Below are 21,964 nucleotides of genomic sequence, written 5' to 3'. Positions count from 1 at the left end.
GGAGGCTAGCCCGGCGCGGGCGCTCGGGCCAGCGCTGCGAGGGGCTCGCGAAGTGTCCGGCAGGAATTCTTTCGAAGAATCTCAGACCGGGTGCATCCGAGGAGGCGCCTCGGCCGGAAGTAGTGGTGAAGGCCCTTCTCGACCACCCCCCGACCCCTCGCGGGTCCCATCGTGAAAGAGGAACACCGTGACCACCTCCCGCTTCTCCCGCAGCCTGCTCGCCGGTGCCTGCATCGGAACCCTGGCCGTCGTCGGCATCGCCGCCACGCCCGCCGCCGCCGCCGACGCCGACTCGGCCGACCTCTCGGTCCTGCACGCCGTCCCCGACACCCCGGTCGACGTCTACGTCGACGGCAAGCTGACGCTCGACGACTTCACCCCCGGCTCGCTCGCCGGCCCGCTCGACCTCCCCACCGGCACCTACAAGGTCGCCATCACGGCCTCCACCGCCGCGGACGCCAGCGCCCCCGTGATCGGCCCGATCGATATCAGCCTCGAGGCGGGGAAGAGCTACACCGTCGCGGCGCACCTCAAGCCCGACAACACCCCCACCGCGACCCTCTTCACCAACGACATCTCGAAGACCGCCGCGGGCGAGGGCCGGCTCACGGTCCGCCACATCGCCGCCGCTCCGGCCGTGGACATCCTCGCCGGAGGGTCGCCCGTCCTGACGAACGTGACGAACCCGAACGAGGGCGTGCTGAACCTCGCCCCGGCCACGATCTCGACCGTGGTCGCCGCGACCGGGACCACCGCGCCGGTCATCGGCCCGGCCGACGTGCAGGTCCAGGAGGGCGTGAACACGATCGTCTACGCCTGGGGCAGCCTGGAGAAGGGCAACCTCGCCCTCGCGACGCAGACCATCGACGGACTGCACTCCTCGCCGTCGGGCGTCCCCGCCGGTGAGGCCGGCCTCGCGGCGGGCAACCGCCCCGACGCCGCCGCGGGCTGGTGGGGCGGAGCACTGCTCGCCGCCCTCGCCGCTGCCGGCGCTGTGCTGATCGGCCGCCGCACCGCCGCCTCGCGTCGCTGACCCGAGGATCCGACCGCCGGGTCGGCCGTGCTGGAGCGCGGCCGTCCCGGCACCCCCGACCACGACCCAGGAGGACGCCATGAGCCGGAGCCCCTTCCCTCTGCGCGTCCTCGCCGTGGTCGGGCTGATCGTGGCCGGTGCCGGTCTCGCCGGATGCGCGGCGCAGGAATCCCGGGTGGAGCCCGCTCCCGCCGCCGTCTCCTCGGCGCCCCAGCAGCCGGTGCCGGCCACGGTCCCCTCCTCGCCCGCGGCGACCCTGCCGGAAGCGGTGCCGTCCGTCCCGGTGGCGGATGCTCGGCTCGGCGCGACCCCCGCCCCCACCGCGCTCGCTCCCGAGCGGCTCGTCGTCGACGGGCTCCCCGTCGACATGGCCGTCGAGCCGGTCGGAGTCGCGGACGACGGCACGATGGAGCTCGTGCCCGACACGCAGGTCGCCGGCTGGTACCGCTTCGGCGCCGGCCTCGACGAGCCGGAGGGCACGGTCGTGATCGCCGCGCACGTCGACTCCCTCGCCTACGGCCTCGGGCCGTTCGTCGAGCTGAAGAAGGCGGTCCCGGGCCAGACCGTGACCCTCACCGGCGCGGACGGCGCGGAGCGCGCGTACACCGTCTCGACGGTGGAGACCACGGAGAAGACCACGGTCGACCTCTCGGCCGTGTTCGCCGCCGACGGACCGCCGCGGCTGGTCCTGATCACCTGCGGCGGCGACTTCGACTACGACACCCGCCACTACCTCAGCAACGTGGTGGTCACGGCCGTCCCGGCCGGCTGACCCGCCCGCCCGAGCCTCAGCGACGTACGATGAGCCTCGCAGCGCCGCACGCCCCCGGGCGGCAGCGCTCCCCGCAGCCCTGGAGGGACCCCCTGATCGAGACCATCGAGCCCGCCGACGGCGCCGAGGCCGACAGCGCTCTCGTGGCCCGGCTCGGCCGCCGCTTCGCCGCAGGGGAGGAGGCGGCGCTCGCCGAGGCGTACTCGCGCTGGTCGCCGCTGGTCTTCACGCTGGCGCTGCGCTCGCTCGGCGACCGCGGCGACGCGGAGGACGTGGTGCAGCGCGTGTTCGTCTCGGCCTGGACCTCGCGCTCGGGCTTCGACCCCGGACGGGCGGCTCTCGGAGCCTGGCTGGTCGGGATCTCCCGGAGGAGGATCGCGGACGCGCACGAGGCGCGGGCGCGCGAGCGGAGGCTCACCGAGGCCCTCGTCGCCGTCACGCCGGTCGAGGAGGGGGAGGCCCCCGTCGACATCGAGGCGCGGATCCTGATCGCCGACGAGCTGGCCCGCCTGGATCCCGTCCCCCGGCGGGTGATCGGCCTCGCCTTCTACGAGGACCTCACCCACACCGAGATCGCCGAGCGCACCGGCCTGCCGCTCGGTACCGTCAAGAGCCACATCCGCCGCAGCCTCGACCGGCTCCGCTCCCGCCTGGAGGTGAGCAGCACATGACCCACCTCGATCCCGACGAGCTCGCCCTGCTCGCCCTCGGCGAGCACTCGAGCGACGCCGAGCAGGCCCACCTGCGCGACTGCCCCGACTGCGCCCGGCAGCTGGTCGAGCTCGGCCACGCCGCGGGCCTGGGCCGTGCGAGCCGTGCTGTCGAGCTGGAGGCGCCGCCCGCGATCGTCTGGGACCGCATCCGCGAGGAGCTCGCCCTCGGCGACCTCGGGCCCGGCGCCCTGCCGTCGTCGGCCGCTGCCGTGCCGCCTCCGCTCGCCCTTCCCCCGGGACGGCACCGTCCCGCCCGCCGCCGCCGGCCCCGCGCTCTGAGCGCCGTGCTGGCCGCTCTCGGCGCGCTCGTCATCGGGGTCGCGGGCGGAGCCTGGTGGCAGGCCTCGCGGAGCGACGACACCGCCGCCGTCGTGGCGCGCGCTGATCTCGCCGCTCTCCCCGACTGGCAGGGAGCGAGCGGAACCGCCGAGCTGGAGGACGCCGACGGCACCCGCCGCCTGCACGTGCACCTCGATGCGCAGAGCGCGGACGACTCGTACCGGGAGGTCTGGCTCCTCGCCGCCGACGCCTCCGGGCTGGTCGGGCTCGGCGTGCTCGACGGGACCGACGGCGTCTTCGCCGTGCCCGACGACGTCGACCTCGCCGAGTACCCGCTCGTGGACGTCTCCCAGGAGCCGTTCGACGACGACCCGGAGCACTCCGGCGACTCGATCGTCCGCGGCCCCCTGCGCGAGGGCTGAGGCCTAGGCCGACCGCTCCGCCAGCACGGCCGTGAGCGCCTGCACCGCGGCGGAGGGGCGCGGCGCCGTGCAGACCGAGAGCTCCCAGACCAGCCCCGGCCAGTCGAGCGCGAGGGCCGTGACGCCCTCCAGCGGCTCGACGCCCGCGCGCGGCACGATCGCCGGCCCCAGCCCCGCCTGCACGAAGCGGGGGATCCCCGGCAGATCGGCGACCTCGGTGGCCACCCGGCGCGACGCCCCGGCTTCGCGGAAGGCGAGGTCGACGGCGACCCTGTTGCCGAAGCCGGCGGGCGTGTCCACGAAGGTGAGCCCGTCGAGGTCCTGCGGGGAGGGCGGTCCCGCCGCGGCGAGCGGATGCGCGCTCTCCACCAGCAGGACGTAGTCGCTGCGCACCAGCCGCGTCACCGCCAGGCCCCGCAGCTGCGTCGCCGGCAGTGCCAGCAGAGCGGCGTCGAGCAGGCCGCGGCGCAGGTCCTCGGCGAGACCGGTGGAGCCGGTGGTCGAGGTGCGCAGGAGCAGGTCCACCAGCGGGTGCCGAGTGCGGAAGACGCCGAGCGCGCCGGGCAGGTCGACGAGGTCGAGGGCGGAGAAGGTGCCCACCCGCACCCGCCCGCGGAGCCCCGCCGCGTCGTCGGCCGCGAGCGAGCGCATCCGGTCGAGGCTGTCGATCGCCGATCGGGCCGAGGGCAGGAGCGCCTCGCCGACCGCGGTGAGCGCCACCCGCCGGGTCGAGCGGGCGAACAGCGGCGAGCCGAGCTCCTGCTCGAGCGAGCGGATGCTCGCCGAGAGGGTCGACTGCACGACGAACAGGCGCGCGGCCGCCCGGGTGAAGCTGAGCTCCTCGGCGACGGCGACGAAGGCGGCGAGCTGGCGGTCGTCCATGCGCACATTATCCAACAGGGACGATCAATCCAACCGAGATCCTCCGTTGGACACGGATGATGGGGCGGAGCACTGTGGACACTGTGACCACCACCGAGCGCTCCCTCCCGTCCGTCCATCGCCGCGAGCTCCCGCACCGTCACGGCTTCTGGGTGATCGCCGTCGCCTTCCTCACGGTGATGGCGTTCTCGACCGTGCCGACACCGCTCTACGCGATCTACCAGCAGCGCGACGGGTTCCCGGCCTTCGTCGTCACCGTGGTCTTCGCCGCGTACGCGGTCGGAGTCGTGGCGAGCCTCTTCCTCGCCGGGCACGTCAGCGACTGGCTCGGCCGCCGCCGGATCCTGCTCGCGTCGATCCTCGTCGAGGTCCTGGCGGCCGCCGTGTTCCTGCTCTGGCCGGACGTGCCCGGGCTGATCCTCGCCCGCCTGCTGACCGGGCTCGGCGTCGGCGCGCTCACCGCGACGGCCACCGCCCACCTCTCGGAGCTGCGCGCCGTCGCCCGCCCGGAGGAGGGCCCCGGCACCTCCCGCGCCGTCTCCGCCCTCGTGAACATGGGCGGGCTGGCGCTCGGCCCGCTCGTCGGCGGGGTGTTCGCCGTGACGGTGCGCGAGCCTCTGGTCGTCCCGTACGCCGTGTTCCTCGTCCTCCTGGTCGTCCTCGGGATCGGTGTCGCGCTCGTCCCCGAGACGGTCGAGCGGCGCGAGGTCCTCCCGGCCTACCGTCCGCAGCGCCTGGCCGTGCCGGCCGCCTCCCGCGGCGTCTTCCTCTCGGCCGCGGTCGGCGCGTTCGCCGGGTTCGCCGTATTCGGCCTCTTCACCTCGCTGGCGCCGACCTTCCTCGCCGGGCGCTTCGGCGAGACCTCCCACCTCGAGGCGGGCGCGATCTCCTTCGGGGTCTTCGCCGCCGGAGCCGTCGCGCAGCTGGTCTCGATCCGGCTGTCCTCGCGGACGGCGCTCCGCCTCGCGGCCGTGGCGCTGACGGCCGGGCTGCTGCTGGTCGCGACCGGCGCCGTGATCGTCTCGGTGTCCGCCTTCATCATCGGCGGGGTGCTCGCGGGAGCGGGCGTGGGCCTGCTCTTCCGCCTGGCGCTCGGAGTCGCCGGCTCGCTCGCCACCGACGAGACCCGCGGCGAGGTGCTCGCGGCCGTGTTCCTCGCCGCCTACCTCGGCCTCGCGGTGCCGGTCCTGGCGATCGGTGCCGCGCTCGCGCTCCTGCCGGCCGTCCCGGTCCTGCTCGGCTTCGTCGCCGTCGTGCTCGTCCTGGTGCTCGCGGCGATCGCCCGGATGCGGCGCACCGCCTGACGCGAGCGGGGGGAGGGGCTGCGCGCTGGACAATGGAGGCATGAAGCTCTTCCCGTTCGGACGCGGCGACGCGAACCCCCTCCCCTCCGACGACCGCGGCTCGGGCAAGCTCGACGACTACGACTACGAGCTGCGCCCGAAGTCGCGGCGCGGCGACACCCTCCTCCGCCTCGCCGACTCCCGGCCGCACCAGGACGAGATCGCGCGGGTGCTCGCCCTCGGCGAGGACGAGGTCACGGCCGTGATCCCGCGCCGCACCGCGGAGGAGGAGCGCGTGGACGCTCCGATGCCGGTCCGCCTGTTCGCGGCCCAGCGCCCCTCGGGGCTCGTCGGCCAGGTGCCGCGCGGTCTCGAGAACGTGGTCGAGGCCGCCCTCGCCCGGCTCTCGGAGGCGGGGAGGTCGCCCCGCGTGCCGGCCCGCATCGTGACGGTGAGGGGCGGGCTGCGCGTCGAGCTGCTGATGCACGAGACGCGGGGCTGACGGGCGGAGGGCCGGCCGGGTCGGCGCGGTCCATGGAGGAACCGCACCGCGGCTGATAGCATGAACCGGTTCCGAATCCGAAAGCGACCGCCGGTCGACCCAGGATTCGAGCCACGGAGCAGGCCGGCAGGAAGCTGGTCCTCGGTGGTGGAGTCCCGGACAGCGGCAGCGTGCGACAGAGCACGGGCCGCCGCGGCACGAGTCGCAGGCGGCACGTCCCGCTCGCGGCACAGGTCGCGACAGCCCGGAGCTCTTCTACTGGTGGCCAGCACGAACGCCCTCCACACGACGGCACGGCGCGAAGCCCTGCCGTGGGATCGTCTCGATTCCTGACCGGACCGCTGCTCCGACGAACGCCGGCGCCCAGAAGGGGCGCCGCTGCAGACGTTAAGGAGACAGACCTCTTGGAAGGTCCTGAAATCACATTCGCCGAAGCCGTTCTCGACAACGGCTCGTACGGTACCCGCACCGTCCGCTTCGAGACCGGCCGCCTCGCGCAGCAGGCTCAGGGCGCCGTCGCCGCCTACCTCGACGAGGACACCATGCTCCTGTCGGCCACGTCGGCCTCGAAGAACCCGAAGGACAACTTCGACTTCTTCCCGCTGACCGTCGACGTCGAGGAGCGCTCCTACGCCGCCGGCAAGATCCCCGGCTCGTTCTTCCGCCGCGAGGGCCGCCCCTCCACCGAGGCGATCCTGGTCTGCCGTCTGATCGACCGGCCGCTGCGCCCCTCGTTCGTCGAGGGCCTGCGCAACGAGGTCCAGATCGTCATCACGGTCCTCAGCATCGCGCCGGACGAGTTCTACGACGCCCTCGCGATCAACGCCGCGAGCGCGTCCACGCAGATCTCCGGCCTGCCGTTCTCCGGCCCGGTCGCCGGCGTCCGCCTGGCGCTCATGTCCGACGGCTCCGGCAACGACCAGTGGGTCGCCTTCCCCAAGGCCTCCCAGCTGGAGAACGCCGTCTTCGACCTCACCGTCGCGGGCCGCGTCGTCACCAACGAGGACGGCTCCTCGGACGTCGCCATCATGATGGTCGAGGCCGAGGCCACGGAGTCCTCCTGGAACCTCATCAAGGCGGGTGCGACCAAGCCCAGCGAGGACGTCGTCGCCGAGGGCCTCGAGGCCGCCAAGCCCTTCCTCCGCGCACTCGTCGAGGCGCAGGCGAAGCTCGCCGCCGAGACCGCGAAGCCGGTCAAGGACTACCCGGTGTTCCTGCCCTACGCGCAGGAGACCTACGACAACGTCGCCGAGCTCAGCTACGACGAGCTCGTCCGCGTGTACCAGATCGCCGACAAGGTCGAGCGGCAGGACGCCGACGACGCCCTCAAGGCGCGCGTCAAGGAGCAGATCGCCGAGCGCATCGCGTCGGGTCAGCTGTCGGCCGAGGCCTACAACCAGGTCGGAGCGGCGTACAAGTCCGTCACGAAGGTGGTCGTCCGCGGCCGCATCCTCCGCGACGGCGTGCGCATCGACGGACGCGGCCTGGCCGACATCCGCCCGCTCGACGCCGAGGTGCAGGTCATCCCGCGCGTCCACGGCTCGGCCATCTTCCAGCGCGGCGAGACCCAGATCCTGGGCGTCACCACGCTGAACATGCTCAAGATGGAGCAGCAGATCGACTCGCTGTCGCCCGTCACCAAGAAGCGGTACCTGCACCACTACAACTTCCCGCCCTACTCGACCGGTGAGACCGGCCGCGTCGGATCGCCGAAGCGTCGCGAGATCGGGCACGGCTTCCTCGCCGAGCGCGCCCTCGTGCCGGTGCTGCCGAGCCGCGAGGAGTTCCCCTACGCGATCCGCCAGGTCTCCGAGGCGCTGAGCTCCAACGGCTCGACCTCGATGGGCTCGGTCTGCGCGTCGACCCTGTCGCTCCTCAACGCCGGAGTGCCGCTGCGCGCCCCGGTCGCGGGCATCGCGATGGGCCTCGTGTCCGACGTCGTCGACGGCCAGACCCGCTACGCGGCGCTGACCGACATCCTGGGCGCCGAGGACGCGCTCGGCGACATGGACTTCAAGGTCGCCGGAACCGCCGAGTTCGTCACGGCCATCCAGCTCGACACGAAGCTCGACGGCATCCCGTCGTCGGTGCTCGACGCCGCGCTCAAGCAGGCCAAGGACGCCCGCACCACGATCCTCGCGGTGCTCACGGCGGCCATCGACCAGCCCGACGAGATGGCCCCGACCGCGCCCCGCGTGATCTCGGTGCAGATCCCCGTCGACAAGATCGGCGAGCTGATCGGCCCCAAGGGCAAGACGATCAACGCGATCCAGGACGAGACCGGCGCCGACATCTCCATCGAGGAGGACGGCACCGTCTACATCGGAGCCGTCGACGGCCCGTCGGCCGAGGCCGCGCGTGGGCAGGTCAACGCCATCGCGAACCCGACCAACCCCGAGGTCGGCGAGCAGTTCCTCGGAACCGTCGTCAAGCTCGCGACGTTCGGCGCGTTCGTCTCGCTCCTCCCCGGCAAGGACGGACTGCTGCACATCAGCGAGGTCCGCAAGCTCGCCGGCGGCAAGCGCGTCGAGAACGTCGAGGACGTCCTCGGAGTCGGTCAGAAGCTGCTCGTCCAGATCACCAAGATCGACGACCGCGGCAAGCTGTCCCTCGCGCCCGTCGTGGCCGAGGAGGCCGAGGCAGAGGCTCCCGCCGAGAGCTGATCCCTCCTGCACGACCGTGACGCCCGTCCCACTCCGGTGGGGCGGGCGTCCGTCGTCGGCGGGGGCATGGGGTACGGTGGCGGGACCGCGCCGCACCGCCCCGACCGGAGGACTCCGTGACCGACCCGACGCCCCTGGCCACCGAGCCGGAGACGCCCCTCCTCTCACGCACCCTGGGTCGGACCGGCCTCCCCGTGCATCCGCTCGCCCTCGACGGCTCCGTCTTCGGCTGGGCCGCCGGGATCGACGACACCACCGAGGTGCTCGACGCGTTCGGCCGTCTCGGCGGCACCCTGATCTCGACCGCGGACCACTACGCGACCGGTCGGAGCGAGTACATGATCGGCCGCTGGCTCGAGCAGAGCGGGCTGCGCGAGCGGATGCTGGTCGCGACGAAGGTCGGCCGGCACCCGGACGCGCCGGGCCTCGCCCCGGAGGACGTCCGCATCGCGATCGAGGGGAGCCTCGAGCGGCTCGGCACCCGGATCGACCTGCTCTCGTTCGACAGCGAGGACCCCGGGATCCCCATCGCCGACAGCCTGGCGGCGGTCGCGCCGTTCCTGGCGGACGGCTCGGTCGGCGCCCTGGGCGCCGCGCACTTCAGCGGAGCCGCGATCACGGCGCTGCACGAGACGGCGACCGCGTTCGCGCTGCCGTCGCTCTCGGCCGTCGTGTCGGAGTACAGCCTGATGGAGCGCCGGACCTACGAGACCGACGTCGCCCCCGAGGTGGTGCGGCTCGAGCTCGGCACCCTCGCGCGGCTGCCCCTGGCGAGCGGCTACCTCACCGGCGCCCTGCGCAGCCGCACGGACGAGCCGGAGTCGGCCCTGTTCGAGGCGGGCCTGGACTACGTCGGCCGCCACGGCTCCCGCGTGCTCGCGGCCCTCGACGAGATCGCCGGGGCCCACGGCACGGAGCCCGGCGTGGTCGCGCTCGCCTGGGTGCTCTCGCACCAGGAGGTCTCGGCGGCGATCGTCCGGGCGCGGAACGCCGCGGAGCTCGAGTCGCTGTTCGCGGCGGCCGCGCTCCCGCTGACCCGCAGCGACGTCGCTCAACTGGACCGCGTCTCCGCCTGAGGCCGTCGCCCGCTGGTCCACCGCCGTCGGGCGCCGCGCCCCGCGCCGTGCTCGGAGCGGGGCGCGGCGAGGTTCAGCGGCGCAGGATGCGCGCCTCCCACGGGCCGAGCGTCGACCCGGTCGCACCGGCGACGTTGCCGAGGACCGTCTCGGCAGCCGCCCACTCCTCGAGCAGCGGCACCTCGAGCGGCTCACCGGACACGTTCCCGACGACGAGCAGCTCGCCCGGTCCGGTGCGCGTGAAGGCGAAGAGCGCGGGGTGCTCGGGCTCCAGCAGCGCGAAGCGGCCCAGCTGCACCGTCTCGTCGGCGTGCCGCAGCGCGATCAGCGCCCGGTAGTACTCGAAGACCGACCGCTCGGCGGCCCGATCGGCGGCGACGTTCACCTCGGCGGCGTTCGGGTTGACCGCGATCCACGGCTCGCCGGTCGTGAAGCCGGCCTGGAGGCCGTCGTCCCACTGCACCGGCGTGCGGGCGTTGTCGCGGCTCTGCGCGCGCAGCCCGGCGAGCACGGTCGCCGGGTCCTCGCCGCGCTCGCCGACGGCCTCGGCCCAGTAGTTCAGGGACTCGACGTCGCGGAAGTCCTCGATGCCGGCGAACGGGACGTTCGTCATCCCGATCTCGTCGCCCTGGTAGATGTACGGCGTGCCGCGCTGGAGGTGGAGGAGCGTCGCCCAGAGGGTCGCGGACTCGTAGCGGTGCGCGCCGTCGTCCCCGAAGCGCGAGACGAGACGCGGCTGGTCGTGGTTGCCGAGGTACAGGCTGTTCCAGCCGCGCTCGGCCAGGCCGTCCTGCCAGCGCGCGAGGTTGGCCTTCAAGGCGACCAGGTCCAGCGGCACCGGGTGGAACTTGTCGACTCCGTGGTCGATGCCGACGTGCTCGAACTGGAAGACCATGTCGAGCTCACGCCGCTCGGGATCGGTCACCAGCACCGCCTCCTCGAGGGTGACCCCGGGCATCTCGCCGACGGTGAGGAAGGAGCCCTCGCGGTGCGCGAACACGGCCTCGTGCATCTCGCGGAGGTACTCGTGGAGCCGCGGACCCACCCCTCCGACGATGCCCGCGCCGCCCTGCTCGCCGTCGACGGCTCCGACGTCCTTCGAGACGAGGTTGATCACGTCCATCCGGAAGCCGTCCACTCCGCGGTCGAGCCAGCGGTTCATCATCGCGTGCACCGCGTGCCGCACCTCGGGGTTCTCCCAGTTGAGGTCCGGCTGCTGCACCGCGAAGAGGTGGAGGAAGTACTCGTCCGTCGCCGGGTCGAGCGTCCAGGCCGGGCCGGAGAAGTAGGAGCGCCAGCCGTTCGGCTCGGCGACGTCGAGGCCGGCGCCGGCGGCCGCCTCGAGCTCGCGGCCGGGCTCGGCCGAGCGGCGCCCGCGGCGCCACCAGTACCAGTCGCGCTTCGGGTCCTCCTGCGAGGAGCGGGACTCGACGAACCAGGCGTGCTCGTCGCTCGTGTGGTTGACCACGAGGTCCATCACGATGCGGATGCCGCGCTCGTGGGCCTCCGCGAGGAGCAGGTCGAACTCCTCCAGCGTGCCGAACCGCGGGTCGATGTCCTCGTAGTCCGAGATGTCGTAGCCGTTGTCGTGCTGCGGCGACGGGTAGACCGGCGAGAGCCAGATCACGTCGACCCCCAGGTCGGCGAGGTGGTCGAGCTTCGAGCGGATGCCGCCCAGGTCGCCGATGCCGTCGCCGTTCGAGTCCGCGAACGAGCGCGGGTAGATCTGGTAGACGACGGCGCTCGTCCACCAGGGCGCTGACGTCTCCCGCTCGGGGGAGTCGGAGGTCGGGGCGGCGGTCTCGGAGGGGGTCGGGGCGGCGGAGTCCATGGTCGCGAATCTAGCCCGGACGGCCGACACGGAGGGGCCCGCCGCACCGCTCGCCGGCGCGAGTCGACCCCGCCGGCGGCGCCCGTGTAACGATCTGGTGAACCGTGCGCGACCCGGCGGAGTGGCGGCTCCGGCGCTCGGATACTCTCTCCCCTGGCGGGACCCGAGCCGCCGCAGGGAGAGTGGTGGCGTGCCCAGGGACAGGACCGGCGCCGTCGTGCGGGCTCCCCGTCACAGTGCCGTCCCGCTCCCGCCCGCGGTCTCCCGCGCAGCCGCCTCGAGCGGCGTCCTCGCCGAGACCGGCCCCGTCGAGCCGACCGCCGTCGCACCCTCGCGCCGCCGGCCGATGGGCGACTCCGGCCACGACCTCTTCCCCTTCGTGCTCGACGCGGCGGCCCTCGGCCGCGACGACGGTGCCGCGCTGCTCGAGCGCTACGCGGCGTGGGGCGGCAACGGCGTCGTCGTCACCGACTCGAGCCTCGCGGAGGGCGTCGGCGGCTGGCCCGCCGGACACCGCGACCGGGACCGCTTCCTCCTGATCGGCCGCTTCGCCGCTCCGGTCGGCGCGCCCGCGACGCCGCGTGCGCTGGTGGACCGTGTCGAGGGGGCGCTGCGCCGCCTCCGCACCGACCGCCTCGATGTGCTGGCGGTCCGCCCCGACGGGGCCGGACGCCTCGACGAGCTCCTCAGCGCCGTCGACGTGCTGCTGGCGCGCGGGCTGGTGCGGTCGGTGGTCGCCTCCGGGTTCTCCCCGGAGGAGCTGTTCGAGGCGCGCGTCCTGGCCGCCCACGGGCTGCCCCGCCTCGCCGGCGCGGAGGTCCGCTGGAACCTGCTCGAGCGGCCCGGCTCGGAGGGCGATCTCGGCCTCGTCGCCGCCGGCCAGGGACTCGCCCTGCTCGCGACCGTCCCCCTCGCCCACGGGTTCCTCCGCGGCGCCGAGCGCACCCGCCGCGAGCTCGGCCGCCTGCCCGACGGGGCACTCGCCGCCGCCCACCTCGGGCGCCGCGGACGCCGGGTCCTCGCCGTCCTCGACGCGATCGGTGCCGAGCTCTCGGCCGCTCCCGCCGCCGTCGCCCTGGCCTGGCTGCTCGGCCGGCCGCGGCTGACCGCCGCGACGGTCGCCCCGCGCTCACCCGCCGACGTGGACGCGCTGGTGCGCGCGGTCTCGCTCGAGCTCGACCCCGGACACCTGGCCGCGCTGGAGCGCGCGCGCCGCTGACCGCGCCCGTCCGCGACGCCCCCTGCACCTCTCCCGCCACGGCGCGACAGCCCGGCTCGGGCCGCCGTCGCGGTGGCCTAGGGTGGGCACGATGAATCACGGAGTCGCACTGCCCCTCGACCAGCCGGAGACGTCAGTCCGGGCCGCAGGCGGATCCACGGTCCGCCGCTCCGTCCTCCCGAGCGGTGTCCGCATCCTCAGCGAATCGGTGCCCGGCGCCCGCAGCGCCACGATCGGCTTCTGGGTCGCCGCGGGTTCTCGCGACGAGCGGCCCGGCCGCCCCGCGACCGCGGGCGAGCCCGCCGTGCCCTCCAACGTCGGCTCGACGCACTTCCTCGAGCACCTGCTGTTCAAGGGCACGCAGAAGCGGTCCGCCCTCGACATCGCCGTGTCCTTCGACTCCGTGGGCGGGGAGCACAACGCTCTCACCGCCAAGGAGTACACCTGCTACTACGCCAAGATCCAGGACCGCGACCTCCCGATGGCGGTCGAGGTGATCGCCGACATGGTGACCTCGAGCCTGATCGATCCGGACGAGTTCGAGACCGAGCGCGGGGTCATTCTCGAGGAGCTGGCGATGGCGGACGACGATCCGGCCGACGTGGCGGGCGAGAAGCTGTTCGAGGCCGTGTTCGGCGACCACCCGCTGGGCCGCCCGATCGGGGGCACCGCCGCGACCATCGGCGAGGCCACCCGGGACGCGGTCTGGGCGCACTACCGCGCCGCCTACCGCCCGCGAGACGTGGTGATCACCGTCGCCGGCGCCGTCGACCACGAGGCGCTCGTCGCGCTGCTCCAGCGGGTCCTCGTCGCCGACGGCTGGGACCTCGGCACGGCGGCCCCGCCCGTCGAGCGGCGCGTCGGCGGCCGTGCGTCCTACACCCGCGGCAGCGCCCTGTCGGTGGTGCACCGCCCCACCGAGCAGGCGAACCTGCTGGTCGGCTTCCCCGGTCTCGCCGCGGGCGACGAGCGGCGAATGACGATGGGCGTCCTCAACTCGATCCTCGGCGGCGGCATGTCCTCGCGGCTGTTCCAGGAGGTGCGCGAGAAGCGCGGCCTGGCCTACTCCGTCTACTCCTTCGCCCCGTCCTACTCGGACGCGGGCCTCTTCGGGCTCTACGCCGCGTGCACCCCGGCGAAGGCGGGGACGGTCGCCGAGCTCCTGCTCACCGAGTTCCACCGCCTCGCCGAGGACGGCGTCACCGACGACGAGCTCGCGCGCGCCCGCGGCCAGCTCTCGGGAGCGGCGGCGCTCGCGCTGGAGGACTCCGACACCCGGATGTCGCGCCTCGGACGCGCCGAGCTGACCTTCGGCGAGTTCGTCGACCTCGACGAGAGCCTGCGCCGACTCGCCCTCGTCGGCGCGGAGGACGTCCAGGCACTCGCGGCAGACTTGGCCCGGGGGCCGTCGTCGATCTCGGCCGTCGGCGCGGTCGACGAGTCGGCCTTCGCCGGGATCGCCGGGATCGAGAGCGCCTCCGCGATCTGATCCGATCGTCGAACGCCCGCTGACCGCGCACCGCCGCGCCGCACCAGGGAGGACCCCGTGTCCCACTACATCTACCTCGTCCGCCACGGCGAGCAGCAGGACGCCGAGCACGGCATGCCGGACGGCCCGCTCTCGGCCCGTGGTGAGCGCCAGGCGAGGCTCATCGCCGAGCGGCTCGGCGGAGTCCCCTTCACCGGAGCGTGGCACTCCCCGCTGCGCCGGGCCGAGGAGACGGCCGCACGCTTCCAGACGCTTCTGCCGAGCCTGCCGCTCCAGCCGTCCTCGCTGCTGTTCGACTGCATCCCCTCGGGGCCGACCCCGGACATGCCCAAGGCGTTCGAGCCCTTCTTCGGCAGCGTCACCGCGGCCGAGATCGAGGCGGGGCACGCGCAGATGCAGGACGCGGTGGCCGAGTTCCTGGCGCCGTCGCGCGAGGACCGCCACGACCTCCTCATCACCCACAACTTCGTGATCGGCTGGTTCGTCCGCCACGTGTTCGACGCTCCCGACTGGCGGTGGCTGGGCCTCAACCAGGCCAACTGCGGGCTGACGATCATCCGCGTCCGCTCCCGCAAGCCGCCGGTGCTCGTCGTGCACAACGACCTCTCGCACCTGCCCGTGGAGCTGCGCACCGGCCTGCCCGAGGCCCAGCCGTACTGAGCCGCGGGCTACGCTGAGTCGGTGACTACCTCCGTCGCCGTGGTCGGCGCGTCCGGCCGACTCGGCTCGTTCACCTGCTCGCTCATCGAGGCGTCGAGCGAGTTCTCGCTCGTCGCGCGGCTCGGCTCGCGGAGCGATCCCGCCGAGATGCTCGCGGCCGACGTCGTCGTCGACATGACCGTGCCGGCCGTCAGCCAGCAGATCGTCGACTTCGCCGTGGCCAACGGGAGGAAGGTGCTCGTCGGCACCTCCGGCTGGACCGGCGAGCGGATCGCGGCCCTCCGGCGCAGCGTCGCCGAGCAGCCCGAGGCCGGCGTCGTGATCATCCCCAACTTCTCGCTGGGCTCGGTGCTCGCGACCGCGCTGGCCACCGTGGCCGCGCGGTTCTTCGACGCCGCCGAGATCGTTGAGACCCACGGCGCCCGCAAGGTCGACTCGCCCTCCGGGACCGCGGTCCGCACGGCCGAGCTGCTGCTGCGCGCCCGGGCCGAGCTCGGTCCGGTGCAGGCTCCGCACACCGACCAGCGGGCCCGCGGCCAGCAGGTCGCGAGCGTCCCGGTCCACAGCCTCCGCCTGCCCGGAGTGGAGGCGCGCCAGGAGGTCGTCTTCGGCGGCACCGGCGAGACGGTCACCATCCGGCACGACACCACCTCGCAGGCCTCCTACGAGCAGGGCGTCCTGCGCGCTCTCGACGCGGTCCGGACGACCACGGGCGTGGTGGTGGGCCTCGACGCGCTGATCGACCTGCGCGCCGCCTTCGACGCCGCGCCTCTCGCCGAGCGGCCGGTCGACGAGCAGCCCGTCATCGACCGGGCTCCGTCCGGCCAGGCCGCCGCAGCGACGAGCACCCCGTGAGGACCCGCGTCGGTGTCGTCCTGATGGCGGTCCTGCTCGCCCTCTACCTGTTCGTCTGCCTGCAGTACTCCGTCGTCGCCTTCGCCGCGGCGACGGTGCCCGGCATCGTGATGGGCGTCGGCCTGCTGATCCTCGGCGCCGTCGGCGTCTGGGGGCTCGTGCGCGAGCTGCTGTTCGGGCTCCGCGCCGAGAAGCTGGCCCGTCGGCTGGAGGGCGAGAACGCGCTGCCGCAGGAGGTCCTCGACTCGCGGGCCAGCGGGCGTCCGCTCCGGGAGGAGGCGGACGCGCTGTTCCCGCAGTACGCGGAGGAGGTCGATGCGCAGCCCGGGAGCTGGCGCGCCTGGTACCGTCTCGGCCTCGCCTACGACGCCAGCGGCGACCGCAAGCGCGCCCGAGGCGCCATCCGCCGGGCCATCGCGCTGGAGCACGAGGCTCCGGCCTGACCGCTCGGCCGCGACTCGAGCGCGGCTCGCCGGGCGAGGACCGCTCGGGCGGCCGGGATCAGGCGAGCACCCACTCCAGCGCCTCGCCGACCGTGCGGTGGCGGAACTCGAAGCCGTCGTCGAGCAGCCGCTGAGGGACCAGGCGCTGGCTCGAGAGCAGGAGCTCGTGCCCGGCGTCGCGCAGCGCGAGCTCGATGATCTTCTCGGGGACGGCCAGCTTGAACGGGCGGTGCAGCTGCTCGGCGAGGGTGCGCATCACGTCGTTCGCGGTCGCCGGCACCGGTCCGGCGAGGTTCACCGGGCCCGAGAGCGAGGACGTGAGCAGGTGGCGGATCGCCGCGGCCTCGTCGTAGAGGCTGATCCAGGGCCAGGCCTGGTTGCCGCTGCCGAGGGGTCCGCTGAGGCCGAGCTTCGTCAGGGGCAGGAGCGGCTTGAGCGCGCCGCCGTCGCCGAGGACGAGCCCGGTGCGAGCGGTGACCACCCGCGTGGCCTCGGGCGCGAGGTGGGCGGCCTTCTCCCAGCGGTCGACGACGTCGGCGAGGAACCCGTCGCCGCGCGAGGACTGCTCGGTGAGCTCCTCGCCCGGGCGGTCTCCGTAGTAGCCGACCGCGGAGGCGTTGATCAGCGTCGTCGGCGGGGTCGAGGACATCCGCATCGCGTCGGTGAGGGTCTGCGTGGACTGGATCCGCGAGTCGAGGATCTCCCGCTTGTAGGACGCGGTCCACGGCAGGCGGCTGATCGAGGCGCCGGAGAGGTTGATCACGGCGTCGACGCGGTCGAGCACGCTGAAGTCGAGCATGTGCGAGGTGGGCGCCCAATGGAACTCGTCCGGGCTCGACGGCGCGTGGCGCACCAGGCGCAGGATCTCGTGCCCCTCGGCGCGCAGCTGGCGGGTCAGCTCGGAGCCGATCATCCCGCTGGCGCCCGAGATCAGGACGCGGAGCCGGGGAGCGGACGCATGCGGCCGGGCCGAGGGCAGCTCGGACGGCGTCGACACGTGCTCGCCCGGCGTGCGCGCGGCGCGCCGCGGCGAGCCGGAGTCCGTGGTCCCGTCGTGGTCGGAGTGCCGTGCGGATGAGTCGCTCATGGTGCCTCCCGGAGCCGGTCGCGGGCCGCCCGCGAAGCGGACCCAGCCTAGAGCCTCACGCCCGGGAGCTGGCCGAGCGCCCGACCAGGCCGGCCCGCGCGAGCACGAGGTAGAGCTCGCAGCCCAGGCAGAGGCCGAACACGGCGTTGAGGAAGGCGGCGAGGAAGGCGACGGCCGCGGCGACCGGAACCGATCCCGGGACGCCGGCGACGTGCAGGAGGACGCCGGTGCCGGTCACCACCAGGCCGATCAGCTGGGCGAAGCGCGGCGGGCGGGCGTCCTCCCACTCGCGGGGCGGTGCCAGGTGCGGCCGGACCACCCGGCGGAACAGCACCGCCCAGGGGCCGGAGCCGACGCCGCGCGCGGCCGACCAGGCGAAGAGGGCGGCGAGCGCGAGCAGCAGGAGGAAGCCGGGCTGGGAGAGCCGGCCGTCGAGGTCGGCCCGGGCCGGGGCCGCGAGCCCGAGGCCCACGGCCGTGAGGAGGAGTGCGGCGGTGACTCCGGCGGCGACCCTCGGACCGCGGGGATCGACGGTGCCGGACGGGGGAGTGGCGCCGGTGGTGGAGGGGGAGCGGGTGCTCATCATGTCTCCTGGAGTCGGTCGAGCTCGATGGTCAGGGCTGCGCGGGTCGGAGCGCCGCCGATGCGGCTGCGCGGCACTCCGTCTCGATCGAGCAGGAGGAGCGTGGGCGTCTGCCGGACGCGGAAGCGCGCCGCGAGGTCGGGGCGGTGCGTCAGATCGACGTCGAGGTGCGCCAGCCCGGGCCGCTGCTGGGCGAGCTCCCCGAGCATCCGTCGCACTGCAGGGCACCGCGTGCAGACGTCGGTCGAGAATTGCACGACTGTGGCCCGGGTCCCGAGCACTGCGCCGGGGACGAGCTCGCCGGGGTCGATCGCGGGGTCCTGGCGCGAGGGGGCGCTCGCGACGCGCCCGGAGCGGGCCCGATGGACAGCCCCGAGGACGACGCCCAGCACGACGAGGCCGAGCAGTGCGGCGAGGATCGTCACGGGCTCCATCCGGGAAGCGTAGGTCGGCGCGGGCGCTGCGCGGACGACTGTTTCGGGATGTGACGACGGCCGCGGTCGGAGCGTGGTCTAGGTTCGATCCGTGACCGAACAGAGCAGCCTCAGCGCAGACCCGAGCAGTCCCGTCTTCCGCAGTGATGTCGTCGTCGAGCTGGTCCGCGCGAGCGCCCACGACTCCGACGTGCTGTTCGCGGCCCGCGTCTCGACCCAGGGCGAGAAGACGCTCGCCGAGGCGCTCGACGGCGAGGAGTCCGACGCCGAGTTGCAGCGCAAGCGCGACCGCGGCCTGATCAACTACCTCATGCGCGACCGCCACGGCTCGCCGTTCGAGCACAACTCGATGACCTTCTACGTGCAGGCGCCGATCTTCGTCTTCCGCGAGTTCATGCGGCACCGCATCGCCTCCTACAACGAGGAGTCGGGCCGCTACCGCGAGCTCCGTCCGGTCTTCTACGTGCCCGGCCCCCGCCGCAACCTCGTGCAGGTCGGCAAGCCCGGCGCCTACTCCTTCGAGCCCGGCACCGCGGAGCAGGCCGAGCTCGTCGCCGAGGAGACGCGCCGCGTCAGCACGCAGGCCTACGAGTCGTACCGGCGGATGCTCGGCGAGGGCGTCGCCCGCGAGGTCGCCCGGATCGTCCTCCCGCTGAACATCTACTCGTCGATGTACGTCACGCTCAACGCCCGCTCGCTGATGAACTTCCTCTCCCTGCGCACCAAGCGCGAGGACTCGACGTTCCCCTCCTTCCCGCAGCGCGAGATCGAGATGGCGGCCGAGCAGATGGAGACGCACTTCCAGGAGCTGATGCCCCTCACGGCCGCCGCCTTCACAGCGAACGGCCGCGTCGCCCCGTAGCCCGCCGCCCGGCGAGGACGAGCGGGCCGTCCCGCCCGATCCGCCTGCTGCCGTCCGCGCGGGCGGCTCCGGGAACCTCCTCCCGGCGGCGCGGCGGCGACCCGCTACCCTGGCAGCGTGTCAACTCCGGAGAATCCCTTCGGCCAGGTCCTGGTCGCCCTGGTCACCCCGTTCACCGCCGACGGCGAGGTCGACTGGCCCGGTGTGGAGAAGCACATCGACGACTGCATCGCAGCGGGCGCGGACGGCATCGTGGTCACCGGGACCACGGGCGAGACCAGCACCCTGACCGACCCGGAGAAGATCCGCCTCGTCGAGGTCGGCCGCTCGGTCGCCGGGGGCCGCGCCAAGATCATCACGGGAGGCGGCTCGAACGAGACCGCCCACGCCATGCAGCTCGCCCGTCAGAGCGAGAAGGCCGGCGCCGACGGCAACATGATCGTCACCCCGTACTACAACAAGCCCACGCAGGCGGGCGTGCTCACCCACTTCCGGATGATCGCGGATGCGACGGACCTGCCGGTGATCCTCTACGACATCCCCGGCCGCACCGGCGTGCCGATCCGCTACGAGACGATCCTGCGGGCGGCCAAGCACCCGAACATCCTGGCCGTGAAGGACGCGAAGGGCGATCTCTCCGAGGTCAGCCGCGTGCTCAACCAGACCGACCTGATGTACTTCTGCGGCGACGACGCGAACGTGCTCCCCGAGCTCGCCATCGGCGCCACGGGGCTCATCGGCGTCACCGCGAACATCGCCGCCGCGCCGTACCGCACGATCGTCGACGCCGTGAACGCGGGCGACCTCCACGCGGCCACCCGCGCGCACCAGCAGCTCGAGCCGCTCGTGCGCGCCGTGATGACGCACGTCCCCGGGACCGTCGCCGCGAAGTACATCCTGCACGGCCTCGGCCGCATCTCCTCGCCGCGCGTGCGGCTGCCCCTGGTCGGCCCGGAGGAGTCGGAGGCGGCGCTCATCGAGGACGAGCTCGGCCTGGTCCGCGACATCCCGGGCGTCGACTTCCGCAACTTCCGGCCCGACCGCAACGCCGCGGCCGGCGGCGCCCTCCCGAAGGTCGCCGGCACCACCCGCTGAGCCCGAGCGGCACGTCCCGAGAAAGCACCGCTGGAGAAGGAGGGCGCATGCCCGGTCCCGTGATCATCCCCGCCCCGCTCGCTCCGGGAACGCTCCGGATCATCCCCCTCGGCGGCCTCGGCGAGATCGGCCGCAACATGACCGTCTTCGAGATCGACGGCAGGCTCCTGGTCGTCGACTGCGGCGTGCTCTTCCCGGAGGAGGACCAGCCGGGCGTCGACCTGATCCTCCCGGACTTCACGCCCATCCGGGACAGGCTCGACGACATCGTCGGAGTGGTCCTCACCCACGGCCACGAGGACCACATCGGCGCCGTCCCCTACCTGCTCCGCCTGAAGCGCGACATCCCGCTGATCGGGTCCACCCTCACGCTCGCCCTCGTCGAGGCGAAGCTCAAGGAGCACCGGATCACGCCGTACACGCTCACGGTGAAGGAGGGCGACGTCGAGAACCTCGGGCCCTTCGAGCTCGAGTTCGTCGCCGTGAACCACTCGATCCCGGACGCGCTGGCCGTGTCGATCGTCACCGACGCCGGCTCGGTGCTGCACACCGGCGACTTCAAGATGGACCAGCTGCCGCTCGACGGCCGGATCACCGACCTGCGCGCCTTCGCCCGCCTCGGCGAGGAGGGCGTCGACCTGTTCATGGTCGACTCCACCAACGCCGACGTCCCCGGCTTCACGCCGAGCGAGCGCGACATCGGCCCGGTCATCGAGAGCGTCATGGCCAGGGCGACCCGCCGCGTCATCGTCGCGAGCTTCTCCAGCCACGTGCACCGGGTGCAGCAGGTGCTCGACGCGGCCCACGCCACGGGCCGCCGCGTGGCGCTGCTCGGCCGCTCCATGGTCCGCAACATGCGCATCGCCGCGGATCTCGGCTACCTGCACGTCCCTCCGGGAGTCCTGGTCGACATGAAGAAGTCGGGCGACGTCCCCGAGGACAGGATCGTCTACATGTCGACCGGGTCGCAGGGCGAGCCGATGGCCGTCCTCAGCCGGATGGCCAACCTCGATCACCAGATCGAGCCGGGGGAGGGCGACACCGTGATCCTCGCCTCCAGCCTCATCCCCGGCAACGAGAACGCGGTGTACCGGGTCATCAACGGGCTCACCCGGCTCGGAGCGACCGTCGTGCACAAGGGCAACGCGAAGGTGCACGTGTCCGGGCACGCCGCGGCCGGCGAGCTCCTCTACTGCTACAACATCCTCAAGCCGCTGAACGTGATGCCGGTGCACGGCGAGTACCGGCACCTGGTCGCGAACGCGCAGCTCGCGCGCGAGACGGGGATCGCGGAGGAGAACACGATCATCGCCGAGGACGGCACCGTGATCGACCTGCTCGACGGCAGGGCGACCGTCGTCGGACGGCTCGACCTGGGGTTCGTCTACGTCGACGGATCGTCGGTGGGCGAGATCACGGACGCCGACCTCAAGGACCGGCGGATCCTCGGCGAGGAGGGCTTCATCTCGATCATCGTGGTGGTCGAGGCGGGCACGGGGCGGATCGTCGTCGGCCCCGAGATCCACGCGAAGGGCTTCGCGGAGGACGACAGCGTCTTCGACGAGGTCAAGCCGCGGATCGCGGCCGCGCTCGAGGAGGCGGTGCGGAACGGGGCGAGCGATCAGCACGCGCTCTCGCAGGCCGTCCGTCGCGTCGTCGGCCGCTGGGTCAACACCTCCTATCGCCGCCGGCCCATGATCGTGCCGCTCGTCATCGAGGCCTGAGCCTCCCGGCCGGCGGCGGATCGGCGCCTGCCGTCGCGGCGCGGGTCACCGGCCCTG

General features: G+C 73.4%; 21 protein-coding genes. 16 read left to right on the top strand and 5 right to left on the bottom strand.

The window, feature by feature from the left end; translation table 11 throughout:
- Positions 1 to 187: 187 nt before the first annotated feature.
- From C5C36_RS11370 to C5C36_RS11355, 4 genes are all read left to right on the top strand, one after another.
- Positions 188 to 1,033, top strand: a complete 846-nt coding sequence (locus C5C36_RS11370; RefSeq protein ID WP_104309771.1) for a DUF4397 domain-containing protein — start codon at positions 188 to 190, stop codon at positions 1,031 to 1,033.
- A 79-nt stretch (positions 1,034 to 1,112) separates the two neighbouring features.
- Positions 1,113 to 1,805, top strand: coding sequence for a class F sortase (locus tag C5C36_RS11365; RefSeq protein ID WP_104260617.1), 693 nt, complete (start codon positions 1,113 to 1,115; stop codon positions 1,803 to 1,805).
- Positions 1,806 to 1,834: 29 nt separating this feature from the next.
- A complete protein-coding gene (locus tag C5C36_RS11360; RefSeq protein ID WP_104309770.1) occupies positions 1,835 to 2,476 on the top strand; it encodes an RNA polymerase sigma factor in 642 nt (213 codons plus the stop codon).
- Entirely contained in the window at positions 2,473 to 3,219 is a 747-nt protein-coding gene (locus C5C36_RS11355) for an anti-sigma factor (RefSeq protein ID WP_104239041.1), read from the top strand. Before C5C36_RS11360 ends, C5C36_RS11355 begins: the two co-directional genes overlap by 4 nt.
- Positions 3,220 to 3,222: 3 nt before the next feature.
- Here the strand turns inward: C5C36_RS11355 and C5C36_RS11350 are convergent, their stop codons facing one another.
- Positions 3,223 to 4,101, bottom strand: coding sequence for a LysR family transcriptional regulator (locus tag C5C36_RS11350; RefSeq protein WP_104233255.1), 879 nt, complete (start codon positions 4,099 to 4,101; stop codon positions 3,223 to 3,225).
- Between the two features lie 83 nt (positions 4,102 to 4,184).
- Between C5C36_RS11350 and C5C36_RS11345 the strand changes: the two genes are divergently transcribed.
- From C5C36_RS11345 to C5C36_RS11330, 4 genes are all read left to right on the top strand, one after another.
- Positions 4,185 to 5,405 carry an MFS transporter gene (locus C5C36_RS11345; protein ID WP_258063234.1) on the top strand — a complete coding sequence of 407 codons (1,221 nt, stop codon included), beginning with the start codon at positions 4,185 to 4,187 and terminating at the stop codon, positions 5,403 to 5,405.
- Positions 5,406 to 5,445: 40 nt separating this feature from the next.
- Entirely contained in the window at positions 5,446 to 5,886 is a 441-nt protein-coding gene (locus C5C36_RS11340; RefSeq protein WP_104226292.1) for a hypothetical protein, read from the top strand.
- Positions 5,887 to 6,290: 404 nt separating this feature from the next.
- Positions 6,291 to 8,549: a polyribonucleotide nucleotidyltransferase gene (locus C5C36_RS11335; RefSeq protein ID WP_104309769.1), complete on the top strand. Its 2,259-nt coding sequence runs from the start codon at positions 6,291 to 6,293 to the stop codon at positions 8,547 to 8,549.
- Positions 8,550 to 8,665: 116 nt separating this feature from the next.
- Complete coding sequence (locus C5C36_RS11330; protein ID WP_104260622.1) at positions 8,666 to 9,625, top strand: aldo/keto reductase; 960 nt, start codon at positions 8,666 to 8,668, stop codon at positions 9,623 to 9,625.
- Between the two features lie 73 nt (positions 9,626 to 9,698).
- Here the strand turns inward: C5C36_RS11330 and C5C36_RS11325 are convergent, their stop codons facing one another.
- The gene (locus tag C5C36_RS11325; RefSeq protein WP_104233260.1) at positions 9,699 to 11,456 is read right to left on the bottom strand and encodes an alpha-glucosidase; all 1,758 of its coding nucleotides are present in this window, start codon (positions 11,454 to 11,456) and stop codon (positions 9,699 to 9,701) included.
- Between the two features lie 190 nt (positions 11,457 to 11,646).
- Here C5C36_RS11325 and C5C36_RS11320 point away from each other — a divergent pair, with 190 nt between their 5' ends.
- The 5 genes from C5C36_RS11320 (at position 11,647) to C5C36_RS11300 (ending at position 16,122) form a co-directional block, all read left to right on the top strand.
- A complete protein-coding gene (locus C5C36_RS11320; protein ID WP_181065686.1) occupies positions 11,647 to 12,675 on the top strand; it encodes an aldo/keto reductase in 1,029 nt (342 codons plus the stop codon).
- 91 nt (positions 12,676 to 12,766) lie between these two features.
- Positions 12,767 to 14,164, top strand: coding sequence for a pitrilysin family protein (locus tag C5C36_RS11315; protein WP_104224504.1), 1,398 nt, complete (start codon positions 12,767 to 12,769; stop codon positions 14,162 to 14,164).
- Between the two features lie 57 nt (positions 14,165 to 14,221).
- Positions 14,222 to 14,824 (top strand): histidine phosphatase family protein, encoded by a 603-nt coding sequence (locus C5C36_RS11310; RefSeq protein WP_104224462.1) that lies wholly within the window; start codon positions 14,222 to 14,224, stop codon positions 14,822 to 14,824.
- Positions 14,825 to 14,845: 21 nt separating this feature from the next.
- On the top strand, positions 14,846 to 15,679 hold the full coding sequence (gene dapB / locus C5C36_RS11305) for a 4-hydroxy-tetrahydrodipicolinate reductase (protein WP_104287952.1): 834 nt from the start codon (positions 14,846 to 14,848) through the stop codon (positions 15,677 to 15,679).
- Positions 15,676 to 16,122, top strand: a complete 447-nt coding sequence (locus C5C36_RS11300; RefSeq protein WP_104233263.1) for a tetratricopeptide repeat protein — start codon at positions 15,676 to 15,678, stop codon at positions 16,120 to 16,122. Before dapB ends, C5C36_RS11300 begins: the two co-directional genes overlap by 4 nt.
- Positions 16,123 to 16,180: 58 nt before the next feature.
- Here the strand turns inward: C5C36_RS11300 and C5C36_RS11295 are convergent, their stop codons facing one another.
- From C5C36_RS11295 to C5C36_RS11285, 3 genes are read right to left on the bottom strand one after another with little or no spacing between them, the layout of a single operon-like run.
- Positions 16,181 to 17,209, bottom strand: coding sequence for a TIGR01777 family oxidoreductase (locus tag C5C36_RS11295; protein WP_104287951.1), 1,029 nt, complete (start codon positions 17,207 to 17,209; stop codon positions 16,181 to 16,183).
- A 55-nt stretch (positions 17,210 to 17,264) separates the two neighbouring features.
- Positions 17,265 to 17,792, bottom strand: a complete 528-nt coding sequence (locus C5C36_RS11290; RefSeq protein WP_104309768.1) for a DUF4395 domain-containing protein — start codon at positions 17,790 to 17,792, stop codon at positions 17,265 to 17,267.
- Complete coding sequence (locus C5C36_RS11285; RefSeq protein ID WP_104267086.1) at positions 17,792 to 18,226, bottom strand: thioredoxin family protein; 435 nt, start codon at positions 18,224 to 18,226, stop codon at positions 17,792 to 17,794. Before C5C36_RS11285 ends, C5C36_RS11290 begins: the two co-directional genes overlap by 1 nt.
- Before the next feature lie 91 nt (positions 18,227 to 18,317).
- Between C5C36_RS11285 and thyX the strand changes: the two genes are divergently transcribed.
- The 3 genes from thyX to C5C36_RS11270 all read left to right on the top strand — a co-directional run bounded on the left by thyX (position 18,318) and on the right by C5C36_RS11270 (position 21,907).
- A complete protein-coding gene (gene thyX, locus C5C36_RS11280) occupies positions 18,318 to 19,088 on the top strand; it encodes an FAD-dependent thymidylate synthase (protein ID WP_104226301.1) in 771 nt (256 codons plus the stop codon).
- Between the two features lie 117 nt (positions 19,089 to 19,205).
- Entirely contained in the window at positions 19,206 to 20,183 is a 978-nt protein-coding gene (dapA, locus tag C5C36_RS11275; RefSeq protein WP_104224469.1) for a 4-hydroxy-tetrahydrodipicolinate synthase, read from the top strand.
- Positions 20,184 to 20,230: 47 nt separating this feature from the next.
- On the top strand, positions 20,231 to 21,907 hold the full coding sequence (locus C5C36_RS11270) for a ribonuclease J (RefSeq protein WP_104224470.1): 1,677 nt from the start codon (positions 20,231 to 20,233) through the stop codon (positions 21,905 to 21,907).
- Positions 21,908 to 21,964: the final 57 nt, after the last annotated feature.

The sequence above is a fragment of the Rathayibacter sp. AY1G1 genome (assembly GCF_002932095.1).
In the GTDB taxonomy this organism is placed as follows: domain Bacteria; phylum Actinomycetota; class Actinomycetes; order Actinomycetales; family Microbacteriaceae; genus Rathayibacter.
This window is presented reverse-complemented; position numbering and strand designations above follow the sequence as displayed.